Origin of the sequence: Methylibium sp. (assembly GCF_031393925.1) — a bacterium.
Classification (GTDB): Bacteria; Pseudomonadota; Gammaproteobacteria; order Burkholderiales; family Burkholderiaceae_C; genus Methylibium.
This window is the reverse complement of the sequence record NZ_JANMWL010000236.1, coordinates 1-11,112: the sequence shown is the minus strand read 5'-3', so window position 1 is coordinate 11,112 and position 11,112 is coordinate 1. Positions and strand designations below refer to the sequence as shown.

At 69.9% G+C, this 11,112-nt stretch carries 11 protein-coding genes; 5 read left to right on the top strand and 6 right to left on the bottom strand.

Annotation, left to right across the window (positions count from 1 at the left end):
• Nucleotides 1-88: 88 nt before the first annotated feature.
• Together RMO12_RS12415 and RMO12_RS12410 are read right to left on the bottom strand one after the other, a co-directional pair.
• Nucleotides 89-895, bottom strand: coding sequence for an alpha/beta hydrolase (locus RMO12_RS12415; protein ID WP_309639531.1), 807 nt, complete (start codon nucleotides 893-895; stop codon nucleotides 89-91).
• Nucleotides 892-1,959, bottom strand: coding sequence for a M14 family zinc carboxypeptidase (locus RMO12_RS12410; protein ID WP_309639530.1), 1,068 nt, complete (start codon nucleotides 1,957-1,959; stop codon nucleotides 892-894). Before RMO12_RS12410 ends, RMO12_RS12415 begins: the two co-directional genes overlap by 4 nt.
• A gap of 474 nt (nucleotides 1,960-2,433) precedes the next feature.
• On the opposite strand from RMO12_RS12410, the gene RMO12_RS12405 reads away from it, so the two are divergent.
• Entirely contained in the window at nucleotides 2,434-3,285 is an 852-nt protein-coding gene (locus RMO12_RS12405; protein WP_309625870.1) for a GNAT family N-acyltransferase, read from the top strand.
• Nucleotides 3,286-3,343: 58 nt separating this feature from the next.
• On the opposite strand, the gene RMO12_RS12400 is transcribed toward RMO12_RS12405, so the two are convergent.
• The 4 genes from RMO12_RS12400 to RMO12_RS12385 form a co-directional block, all read right to left on the bottom strand.
• Nucleotides 3,344-3,778 carry a universal stress protein gene (locus tag RMO12_RS12400; RefSeq protein WP_309625869.1) on the bottom strand — a complete coding sequence of 145 codons (435 nt, stop codon included), beginning with the start codon at nucleotides 3,776-3,778 and terminating at the stop codon, nucleotides 3,344-3,346.
• Between the two features lie 160 nt (nucleotides 3,779-3,938).
• Complete coding sequence (locus RMO12_RS12395; RefSeq protein WP_405029673.1) at nucleotides 3,939-4,793, bottom strand: sulfurtransferase; 855 nt, start codon at nucleotides 4,791-4,793, stop codon at nucleotides 3,939-3,941.
• Between the two features lie 267 nt (nucleotides 4,794-5,060).
• Complete coding sequence (locus tag RMO12_RS12390) at nucleotides 5,061-5,957, bottom strand: DMT family transporter (protein ID WP_309639528.1); 897 nt, start codon at nucleotides 5,955-5,957, stop codon at nucleotides 5,061-5,063.
• A gap of 11 nt (nucleotides 5,958-5,968) precedes the next feature.
• Nucleotides 5,969-7,126 carry an aromatic ring-hydroxylating dioxygenase subunit alpha gene (locus RMO12_RS12385; RefSeq protein WP_309639527.1) on the bottom strand — a complete coding sequence of 386 codons (1,158 nt, stop codon included), beginning with the start codon at nucleotides 7,124-7,126 and terminating at the stop codon, nucleotides 5,969-5,971.
• Between the two features lie 232 nt (nucleotides 7,127-7,358).
• Between RMO12_RS12385 and xseB the strand changes: the two genes are divergently transcribed.
• The 4 genes from xseB to RMO12_RS12365 all read left to right on the top strand — a co-directional run.
• Entirely contained in the window at nucleotides 7,359-7,622 is a 264-nt protein-coding gene (gene xseB, locus RMO12_RS12380; protein ID WP_309639526.1) for an exodeoxyribonuclease VII small subunit, read from the top strand.
• Nucleotides 7,619-8,515, top strand: a complete 897-nt coding sequence (locus RMO12_RS12375; RefSeq protein WP_309639525.1) for a farnesyl diphosphate synthase — start codon at nucleotides 7,619-7,621, stop codon at nucleotides 8,513-8,515. Before xseB ends, RMO12_RS12375 begins: the two co-directional genes overlap by 4 nt.
• A 21-nt stretch (nucleotides 8,516-8,536) precedes the next feature.
• Entirely contained in the window at nucleotides 8,537-10,447 is a 1,911-nt protein-coding gene (dxs, locus tag RMO12_RS12370) for a 1-deoxy-D-xylulose-5-phosphate synthase (RefSeq protein WP_309639524.1), read from the top strand.
• Between the two features lie 123 nt (nucleotides 10,448-10,570).
• The coding region (locus tag RMO12_RS12365; protein ID WP_405029672.1) for a GTP cyclohydrolase, FolE2/MptA family at nucleotides 10,571-11,112 on the top strand (542 nt) is incomplete at its 3' end.

Genomic DNA, 11,112 nt, shown 5'->3' with positions numbered 1-11,112 from the left:
GAAGGGAATCCGAGTTTTGCTACGGTGCTGAAGGTCGCAAGAGCACTCGGTGTAAAGCTGCACGCACAGGCGGCGTTCCCGACTTGACTCACCACACTCGCCGCGAGGCCGTGCATTCCTTGCCGACGTTGCCGCCCTCGGCCAGCCAACGCCGCACCTGCGCCAGCGTCCAGTCGGCATCCTCCAGCGGCAGGTCGTGCCCGGCGCTCGGGTGCCAGGCGCTTGGGCAGCCCCACGCGGCAGCCAGACGCGCCGAGCAGCGCGAATCGACCAGTCGGTCCTGCCGGCTTGCGAGCAAGAGCAAAGGCACCGCCGGTGCCTGCCGTGGGGCGCTGAAGCGGGCCGCGGCCAGCAGTTGTCTGAGGGCGTTGGCGCGGCTGACCGGGCGCGCCAATCGCCACGCCGTCCAGCGCGTCAGCAGCGCCCGCGTGGCGTCGTCATCGGCATCGCCGTGGCGCGTGGTCAGGCGCAGCACGGCCTGTTCCCAGCGCGCGCTCGCGGGCGGCGCAAAGGCAAGCGGCAGCAGCGTGGCCCAGGCGCCGGGGCGCAGCCGGTGATGCAAGGGGCTGAGCGAACGCACGCTGGTGTTGACGAGCACCGCGCCGAGTAATTCATCCCCATGGCGCTCGGCCCAGGAGAGCGCCACCATGGCGCCGAGTGAGAGCGCGAACACGCGGTAGGGTGGCGCGAGCCCGGCTTGGCTGAGTTGCGCGCGCACGGCATCGACGTAGGCCTCGACGCGAGTCGAACTCGCTTCGCGCCAGCGCAGGCCGTTGCCCGCCAGGTCGGGCATCACCATGCGCGTGGCGCCGACGGCCGCTTGCAGCCGCTCGCCGAAGCCGTCCCAGTGCCGCGCGTCGCGGGTCAGGCCGCGCAGCAGCACCCAGGTGCTCAACCGCGCCCCCGGGCGGTGGGCGCCGTGGGCGGCCCAGACGCGCTGGCCGGCTCTGCACCGTACCAACGCACCAAGGCCTGACGGTGCTCGGCCTCGCGCGCCGCACCGCTGGGCAGCCACGCGCCAAAGCTGCTGGCCGCCCGCGTGACGAAATCGAACCAGGCCAGGTGGCGGCGCAGCACGCGCTGGCGGCGGTGCGTGATCGACGGATTGAACAGGCCTTGGCGCGACAGCAACTGGCGCGGGTTCTTCTTGATCCACAACCACGACCCCATCTCCAGGGTCAGCGGCAGGAACACGGGCGGTCGATGCTGCAGCGACCGCAGATAGAGGTGGTCCCACAGGTCACCGTGCGTGCGGTACTGGCGGCTTTGCGGCTCGACCCGGTAGCGGTGGTGCGGGCAGGACTGGTCGAGCAAGGTCGTGAAGGCATGCACCTCCGCCAAGTGCTCGATCGGCCGGCGCGTGTGCGCGAACGGAAACCATATTCGGTCGAGCAGCCCGAAGCCGGAATGGCAGTCGACGGCGATGCTCAGCGGGCGGCCGAGCAGCTCGCGCGTCACCACCTCGCACAGCGCCGCGCTTTCGATCTGCATGGCGTCGTGGGGCGCACCCCGGTACCAGGGCAGGGTGGGGCCGATGCGGTGGCCGCCGAGCAGCAGCGGCACTGGCTCGTCGGCTTCAACCGGTGCGTTGCGCATGAGGTCGACGCCGTGCGGGTTGGCGCGCGTGCCGCGTGCCATGCCGCCGGGGTTGACCAAGGGCATGAACACCAGCCGCAAATGCTGCAACTGGGTTTGCAGCACGACGTCCCATTGCAGTCGCGCGACCAGGCTTTCCAGGTAGGCGATGACGACTTGCGTGCCGATGCGCTCGAGCCCATGGACGCCGCCAAAAAAGCCAACCGCGGGAGCGCTGGGCGATGCGCTGCCCAGTGCGATCGCATGCACCGGCAGGCGCTGCGAGCCGTGCGCTACCTCGCAGACGACCGTCGCTTGCAGTCGTGCCCCGGCGGCTTCGATGATGCGACGCAGCTCGGTCAGCTCTGGGGGTGGTTCGGTCAAGCTCACAGCAGCGGCACGATGGGCGCAGCATAGCGGCGCGCCGACCTGTCGCAGGCGTGCACCAGCGTGTCATGCGGCTGCCACGAAGTCGTCATTTTCGGGGACCAGCATCCTTGCTCCCTGATCGACGAGCGCGCGCGCCGCGCCTTGGCTGCATGACGCCTGCAACACAACGCGCGGATGCGCACTCCTGGTGGGCGCTCGCCGTGGCGCTGCTGTCCGGGGGCCTCGAATTCATCGCGCTTTTCAGGGCCAGATGGCGGTCGGGCGCGATCGAGCGTGACGGCCGTGGCGTGCGCCGCTGACGAACGACCGCGCGCGCGAGCCGTCACCGCTTGGCCAACGGATGGCGCGTTCGAGGTCCACCAAAGCCGTGCCTGCGGCGTGTGCGCCACGTCATCGAAGCGTCACGCCCGGCGCACGCGGGTGTCACGCGGTTGCTCGATGCTTGCGCTCATTCCGTGAGGAGAGCGCATGAACGAACTGCCTATGCCCACCCTGCCGATGCAGGACCTGATCTGGCGCACCGCGGCCAACACGCCGCGCCGGCCGCCGCCGCTGCCGGCGCCCGTCCAAGGCGCCATCGCCGAAGAAGGGCTCGAGGTCGCCTGGGCGCGCAGCGACGATGAGGTGCGCGAGGCGCAGCGGCTGCGATACCGCGTGTTCGTCACCGAAATGGGCGCGCGCATCGCGCCGCCGCACGGCACCTTGCCCGGCATCGACGCCGATTTATACGACCCGTTTTGCGAGCACCTGCTGGTGCGCAGCCGCGGCCGCGACGGCGAACGCGGTGAGGTCATCGGCACCTACCGCATGCTCACGCCGGCGGCGGCGCGCCGCGTCGGGGGCCTCTACAGCGAGACCGAGTTCGACTTGACGCGCCTGCGGCCGCTGCGCGCACGCATGGTCGAGCTGGGACGTTCGTGCGTCCACCCCGACCACCGCTCGGGCGGCGTGATCCTCGCGCTGTGGGGGGCACTGGCCGCCTTCATGGTCACCAACGGCCTGGAGACAATGGTGGGCTGTGCCAGCGTCGGCATGCGCGACGGCGGCCGGCTCGCGGCGGGGCTGTGGCGACAGCTCAGCGCCACGCATCTTGCGCCGATCGAGTGGCGCGTCACGCCGCGGCTGGCGCTGCCGGTGGATGAACTCGCGTCATGCGGCCAGGTGGAGGCGCCGGCCCTGATCAAGGGCTACTTGCGCTGCGGCGCGATGGTGCTCGGCCCACCCGCCTGGGACCCGCAGTTCAACACCGCCGATCTGCCGATGTTGATGCGCATCGATGATCTTCCGGCGCGTTACCGGCGGCACTTTCTGGGGGCGTGAGCCTTGTTCGTCTCCCACTCCCACTGGGAGAGGGCTGGGGCGGCGCACCTCGCAACCCCTACCGCACCACCAGCACCGGCACCGTCGAGTGAACCAGCACCCGCTGCGTCTCGCTGCCCAGCAGCAGCGCGCGCATGCCGCGACGGCCGTGCGAGGCCATGACGATCAGGTCGCAGGCGCCGGCCTTGGCGTGTTCGATGATCGCCTCCCAGGGGTGGACCGCCTCCAGCGTGAGCGCGGCGCACTCCAGGCCGGCGGCGCGGCAGACGTCGACCACTTTCTGCACGCGGCGCTGGGCAATCTGCTCCTGCGCCTCGAAGTACTCCTGCGGCGCGATCGGCTGGATCTCGCTCATCGCGCTGTAGGGGAAGGGCTCCTTGACGCTGAGCGTTTCGAGCTGCGCGCCCAGGGCGCGGGCCAGGCCGATGGCGGTGTCGACCGCCTTTGACGTCACGTCACTGCCGTCGGTGGGAACGAGGATGCGCTTGTACATGGCGGGCTCCGATCAGGCGCGGGGCACGGCTTCCGCGGGTGGGGCAGGGTGCCTCGCGAGCGTGCCGCGTGGCGCGTCCACGGTCAAGTGCCGTGAGGGCCGTGTCGCGTGCGACGCCGGGCACATGCGGCGCCGCGGGTGTGCCGTGCAACAAAAAGCCCTAACCGCGCGCCACCGGCCGCGCCGCGTCGCCGCACCATTCGCTCCACGAACCCGGGTACAGCACCGAGCCGCTGAGCCCGGCCGCCTCCATGGCGAGCAGGTTGTGGCAGGCGGTAACGCCCGATCCGCACTGGTGGACCACCTTGCTCGGCGCGTGGCCAGCGAGCACGGGCGCGAACGCCGAGCGCAACGCCGCCGCGTCGAGAAAGAGCCCCTGGGCGTCGAGGTTGTCCTTGAACGGGCGGTTGAGCGCGCCGGGAATGTGCCCGGCCACCGGATCGAGCGGCTCCACGTCGCCACGAAATCGCTCGGCGGCGCGCGCGTCGATCAAGCGCACGCGGCCGAGCGCGGCCTGCAGCGCGTCGGCGCCGATGCTGCCGACGAGCGCGGCGCTCGAGGGATAGCCCGGGCCGTCGGACGGCGCCGGCACATCGCGGCTCACCGCGTTGCCCGCCGCGACCCAGGCGGCCAGGCCGCCGTCGAGCACGGCCACGTCGCGGTGGCCCAGCCACAGCAGCATCCACCAGGCACGCGCGGCGTACATCGAGCCTTGGCGGTCGTAGACGACCACGCTGCTGGCCCGCGTGATGCCCAGGTGGCCGAGCGTGGCGGCGAAGGCCTCGCGCGTGGGCAGCGGGTGGCGGCCGCGGAAGCGTCCGTCGCTCGCTGCGGCGTGGTCGGCCAGGTCGCGGTCGAGATGCAGGTAGTGCGCGCCGGGCAGGTGAGCGTCGCGGTAGCTGCGCTCGCCGGCAGCGGGATCGGCGAGGTCGAACGAGGCGTCGATGAGCACGGTTGGCGTGCCGCCTTCCAGGCGCTCGGCCAGAGCAGCGGCGGTGATCAGGGGCGGCTTGATGGTCATTTCAGTTGCTCCTCGGCGCCTCGCGCGACCCGCGACCCGCGACGCGTGGCGCGTGACGCATGAAACGCGATTGAGGCGCGAAAGTGCGATCTGCCCACTGCGGTCTTTGCTCCTTCCTCCGACGGGAAGGAGTAAGGCGCGCAGCGGAGTTTGCGCAGGTACCGGCTGGCCCCGTCCCAGCCTTCGCCCAGAGGGCGGAGGAGCAATGACCGCGCTGAGGCGCAAGCAAACGGTCTCGTCGTTCCAGTAAGACGTTTCATCCTAGGGCTCCAGGGTCGAAGGGGCCGCAACGCGTGGCGCCACGGTATTGCGCAGCCGTACCGCGGCAAGGCCGGCGCCCACCACCAACGCCATACCCGCCAGCGCCATCGGCGCGATGGGGTCGTCGAACAGCACGGCGCCGAAGATGAAAGCGTAGACGATGCCCAGGTACTGCAGGCTGGCGTTGACCAGCGGGCGGCCGATCGAATAGGCGCGCGTCATCAAGAGCTGCGCGGCGGTCGCGAGCAGCCCGACGGCCAGCAGCATGGTCGCTGCGAACCAGTCGCCGTGCACGTGAAAGCCGCCGAAAGGTATTGAAATCAGCAGGCCCGCAGCCATGCCGCCGAGCGAGAAATAGAACACCACGCGAGGCTCGGGCTCGCCGGCGCGGCCCAGCGCCGTGACCTGCAAATAGGCCATCGCCGAGAGCAGCCCCGACAGCAAGCCCATCAGGCCATGCCAGAGCTGGTCGCGCTCGATGGTCGGGCGCAGGATCAGCGCCACGCCCACAAAGCCGACCAGCACCGTGGCGACCAGCCGGCCATCGGTGCGCGCGCCGCCCAGCACGATGGCGCCGCCGATCAGGAACAGCGCCATCCACACCGAGGACATGTAGTTCAGGGTCATCGCGGTGGCCAGCGGCAGGCCGCCGATGGCGTAGAACCACAGGCTCAGCGCCGTGACGCCGCTGGCGCTGCGCCAGAAGTGCATCGCCGGCAAGCGCGTGCTCATCGCGATGCCGCGCGAACGCAGCAGCAACGCCATCGCGATCGCGCCGACCAGGCCGCGGTAGAACACGATCTCGCCGGTGGCGTAGTGCTGCGACGCGAACTTGACGCACACGCCCATGGCCGCGAACAGCAACGTGGCCAGCACCATCATGAGCGGTGCCGACATCCGCAAACGAATCACGCGTCGCCGTCGCCGCTCGCGCCCGCCACCCGGCGCAGGTACCACTCGTGGAAGTGCTGCATGCCGTCTTCCATCGGGCTTTGGTAAGGGCCGCGCTCGTCGTCGCCGCGCCGCCAGAGGGCTTCGCGGCCGGCGTCCATGCGCAGGGCGATCTCGTCGTCTTCTTCGCAGGTTTCCATGTAGGCGGCCTGCTGCGCCTGGACGAACTCGCGCTCGAAGGCGGCGATCTCCTCGGGGTAGTAGAACTCCACCACGTTGAGCGTCTTGCGCGGGCCCTTGGGGTAGAGCGTGGAGACCACCAGCACATGCGGGTACCACTCGAGCATCACCGTCGGGTGGTAGGTGAGCCAGATGGCGCCGTGCCGGGGCGGCCTGCCCTCGTGGGCGTCGCGACGGTGGTTGAGCAGCACCTCGTGCCATCGCTTGTAGACGTCGGAGCCGGGCCGGCCGAGCGCTTCGCCGGCATGCTTTGCCACGCCCACCGTTTGCAGCGAGAACTCGCGGCCCATCTGCCAGCGCAGGTCGTCGCAGGCGACGAAATTGCCCAGGCCCGGGTGGAAGGGGCCGACGTGGTAATCCTCGAGGTAGACCTCGATGAAGCTCTTCCAGTTGTAGTCGCACTCGTGCAGGACCACGCGGTCGAGCACATGGCCGGAGAAGTCGAACTCGGGCGGCAGCGCCAGGCGGCCGAGGTCGGCCGCGACGTCGCGCTGGCCCGGCCCGGCCTCGAACATCAAGCCGTTCCATTGCTGGACGGGGTAGTTGTTGAGGTGCAGGCAGGGGTCGTCGGGGAAATGCGGCGCGCCGACGAGTTGGCCCGACAGGTCGTAGGTCCAGCGGTGCAGCGGGCAGACGATGTTGCGCTGGGTATTGCCGCGCCCGCGCAGCATCACCGCCTGGCGGTGGCGGCACACATTGGAGATGAGCTCGATGCCCTGGGCGGTGCGCACCAGCGCGCGGCCTTCGCCTTCCTGCGGCAGCGCGTGGTGGTCGCCGACCTCGGGCACCGCGAGCGCGTGCCCGAGGTAGCGCGGGCCGGGCCGGATGATGAGCGCCTGCTCGCGTTGATAACAAGCCTCGTCGAAATAGCTCGACACGGGCAGCTGCGCGCAGCTGCGCTCGAGGGCGTCGCGGGTGATGCTCAGGTCGGACATGTTGATCGCAGGGGGTCGCCAGGGACCAGGGTGCGTTCCTGCCATGGCCTGACGTGGCATGGAAGGGGCGCGGTAGGGGCTGCGATTCTATCGGCCGGCCCTGCTTTCCTGCGATGGCCGGCAGCACCGCCGTGTGCCTCGAAGGGCCGATTTGCAACCGGCACAAATGCTCACGCGCCCCGGCGGCATAGGACAGGGCGCTGACTACAATTGCCGGTTTCTAGAGCAAGACATGGTCAAGCAAGCATCCGTCAAGGGGCCCGCGCTTTCGAGCGCCGACTTGGCCACCGAGCCAGCGAGCTACGAGGCCGGCATGGCCGAATTGGAGCAACTGGTCGCCCTGATGGAGGCCGGTCAGCTGCCGCTCGACCAATTGCTTGACCACTACCGCCGCGGTGCCGTGTTGCTGACTCACTGTCGCGGCCGTCTCGAGGCGGTGGAGCAGCAGGTGCAGGTGCTCGAGGAAGGCCAGCTCAAGCCGTGGGTTGCCGCATGAGGCGCGACGAATTCGACTGTTGGGCCAAGGACACTCTGGACACCGTGGAAGGCGCGCTCGAGCGCTGGGTGCCCTCGCTGGCGCCGGCCGGCCTGGGCGAGGCGATGCGTTATGGCGTGCTCGACGGCGGCAAGCGGCTGCGTCCCTTGCTCGTGTTGTCGGCGGCCGAAGCGGTGGGCGCCCACGGCAGCGAGGCGGCACTGCGTGCAGCCTGCGCGGTTGAGCTGATCCACGCCTACTCCCTGATCCTCGACGACATGCCCTGCATGGACAACGACGTGTTGCGCCGCGGCAAGCCGACGGTGCACGTGCAGTTCGGCCAGGCACGCGCCATGCTTGCGGGTGACGCCATGCAGGCTTTGGCCTTCGAGGTGCTCACTTGCGAACACGACGACGCCGTGCCGCCCGCGCTGCAGGCACGCCTGTGCGGCCTGCTCGCGCGCGCGGCCGGGCAGGACGGCATGGCCGGCGGCCAGGCGATCGACCTCGCCAGCGTGGGCCAGGGCCTGGACGAGCAGGCGCTGTGCGACATGCACCGCCGCAAGACCGGCGCCTTGCTGCAAGCCAGCGTGATGATGGGTGCTGCCTGCGGTCGGGTCGACGCCGCCGCGCTCGCCGGCCTGCGTGACTACGGCGCCGCCATCGGCCTGGCCTTCCAGGTGATGGACGACATCCTTGACGCGACCCAGGCCTCCCACACGCTGGGCAAGACCGCCGGCAAGGACGCGCACCACAACAAGCCCACCTACGTGACCGTGCTCGGCCTTGCCGCTGCCCAGCGCCGCGCGCATGACTTGCGCGAGCAGGCCCACGCCGCGCTGGCCCGAAGCGGCCTGCGCGACGCGGCCTGGCTCAGCCTGCTGGCCGACAAGGTCGTCGAGCGCGACTGCTGAAATCTAGCGACGCGCCCCCCGATGAAGTCTTACCCCTTGCTCGCCCGCATCGAGCGCCCGGCCGATTTGCGCGGCCTCTCGCGTGCCGAACTCGAGCAACTGGCCGGCGAACTGCGCGGTCATGTGCTCGAGAGCGTCTCGCAGACCGGCGGGCATTTGTCGAGCAACCTGGGCACGGTCGAACTCACGATCGCGCTGCACTATGTGTTCAACACACCGCACGACCGGCTGGTGTGGGACGTGGGCCACCAGACCTATCCGCACAAGATCTTGACCGGCCGGCGCGACCGCATGCCGAGCCTGCGCCAGCAGGGCGGCATCAGCGGCTTTCCGCGCCGCGACGAGAGCGAGTACGACACCTTCGGCACCGCGCATTCGTCGACCTCCATCTCGGCCGCGCTCGGCATGGCGATGGCGGCGCAATTGAAGGGCGAGGCGCGCCACGCCGTGGCGATCATTGGCGACGGCGCCATGACCGCCGGCATGGCCTTCGAGGCGCTCAACAACGCCGGCATGCCGCACGCGGGCAAGCTGCCCGACGTGCTGGTGGTGCTCAACGACAACGACATGTCGATCAGCCCGCCGGTCGGTGCGCTCAACAAGTACCTGGCGCGGCTGATGAGCGGCAAGTTCTACGCCGCCGCACGGCAGGGTGCGAAGACGGTGCTCAAGAACGCGCCGCCGCTGCTGGAGCTGGCGCGGCGCTTTGAAGAACATGCCAAGGGCATGGTGGTGCCCGGCACGATCTTCGAGGAACTCGGCTTCACCTACGTGGGCCCGATCGACGGCCACGACCTCGACTCGCTCATCCCCACGCTCGAGAACCTGCGCGACCGCGAGGGCCCGCAATTCCTGCACGTCGTCACCAAGAAGGGCTACGGCTACAAGCTGGCCGAGGCCGACCCGGTGGCCTACCACGGTCCGGGCAAGTTCAACCCGGCCGAGGGGCTGAAGAAACCCGCAGCAGTTGGCAAGCCGACCTTCACGCAGGTGTTTGGCCAATGGCTGTGCGACATGGCGGCCAAGGATTCGCGGCTCGTCGGCATCACGCCGGCCATGCGCGAGGGCTCGGGCATGGTGGAGTTTCACAAGCGTTTTCCCGAGCGCTACTTCGACGTCGGCATTGCCGAGCAGCACGCCGTCACCTTTGCCGCCGGCCTGGCCTGCGAGGGCATGAAGCCGGTGCTCGCCATCTACTCCACCTTCCTGCAGCGCGGCTACGACCAGCTGATTCATGACGTGGCGATCCAGAACCTGCCGGTCGTGTTTGCGCTCGACCGCGCCGGCCTGGTGGGCGCGGACGGCGCCACGCATGCGGGCGCCTACGACATCGCGTTCATCCGCTGCGTGCCCAACCTGAGCCTGATCGCACCGGCCGACGAGAACGAATGCCGCCAGGCGCTCACCAGCGCCTTCGAGCAGAACCATCCGGTGGCGGTGCGCTATCCGCGCGGCGCTGGCGTCGGCACTGCCGTCCAGGTGCAACTGACTGCGCTGCCCTGGGGTCGCGGCGAACTGCGGCGCGAGGCCGGCGCGGGCGGCCGGCGCATCGCCATCCTTGCCTTCGGCACCTTGCTCTACCCGGCGCTGGCCGCGGCCGAGAAGCTCGACGCGACGGTCGCCAACATGCGCTTCGTCAAGCCGCTCGACACCGAGCTGCTGCTGCGGCTCGCGCGCAGCCACGACGCGCTGGTCACCCTCGAAGAGGGCTGCGTGCAGGGCGGTGCCGGCAGCGCCGTGCTCGAGGCGCTGCAGGCGGCGGGCGTCAACGTGCCGGTGCTGCAGCTCGGGCTGCCCGACGAATTCATTGAACACGGTGACCCGGCAAAGCTCCTTGCCATGCTGGGCCTGGACGCTGCCGGCATCGAGCAAAGCATCCTCAAGCGCTTTGGCGCCAAGCTCGAGCTGGTGCGCCCCGCGATCAACGCGTGAGCAGGCACTGGGGCCCGCTTTGATCGGCGCCGCCGCCCTTGCATGGGCAAGGATCGGCGCAAACTGTCATCCTCGCGACCGAAGCAAACCACCGCCCGGCGCAGGATGCGCATCGGAGCCCGCATGAACGACATGACCCACCCCATCACCGCTGCGCTGCACATCCCCGATACGCAGAGCGCGCGCGACGAGCGCCACCTCGCGATCCAGCGCGTGGGCGTCAAGCAACTGCGCTATCCGCTGATGCTGCGCATCGGCGAGGCCGCCGCCCCGACCGTGGCGACCTGGAGCCTGGACGTGGCGCTGCCGGCCGAGCAGAAGGGCACGCACATGTCGCGCTTCGTCGCCGGTCTCGACGCCTTGAGCGCGTCGATGCAGCCGCTCGACGCCGCTTTGCTGCGCACCGAACTGGCGGCCATGCTCGACAAGCTGCACGCCACCGAAGGCCGCATCGAGGCGCGCTTTCCCTTCTTCATCCGCAAGCACGCGCCGGTCTCCGGCGTCGCCAGCCTGCTCGACTACCAGGGCGCCTGGATCGCCGAGCGGCGCGGCGGCGCGACTTACCTCTGGTGCGAAGTGGCGGTGCCGGTCAAGAGCCTGTGCCCGTGCTCCAAGGAAATCTCCGACTACGGCGCGCACAACCAGCGCTCGCAGGTGACGATTAC

Bases quoted from the DNA above. Each gene is read 5' to 3' on its own strand.
- RMO12_RS12405 (WP_309625870.1), top strand. From the start codon at position 2,434: ATGAACGAACTGCCTATGCCCACCCTGCCGATGCAGGACCTGATCTGG.
- RMO12_RS12400 (WP_309625869.1), bottom strand. From the start codon at position 3,778: ATGTACAAGCGCATCCTCGTTCCCACCGACGGCAGTGACGTGACGTCA.
- RMO12_RS12390 (WP_309639528.1), bottom strand. From the start codon at position 5,957: ATGTCGGCACCGCTCATGATGGTGCTGGCCACGTTGCTGTTCGCGGCC.
- RMO12_RS12385 (WP_309639527.1), bottom strand. From the start codon at position 7,126: ATGTCCGACCTGAGCATCACCCGCGACGCCCTCGAGCGCAGCTGCGCG.
- xseB (WP_309639526.1), top strand. From the start codon at position 7,359: ATGGTCAAGCAAGCATCCGTCAAGGGGCCCGCGCTTTCGAGCGCCGAC.
- RMO12_RS12375 (WP_309639525.1), top strand. From the start codon at position 7,619: ATGAGGCGCGACGAATTCGACTGTTGGGCCAAGGACACTCTGGACACC.
- dxs (WP_309639524.1), top strand. From the start codon at position 8,537: ATGAAGTCTTACCCCTTGCTCGCCCGCATCGAGCGCCCGGCCGATTTG.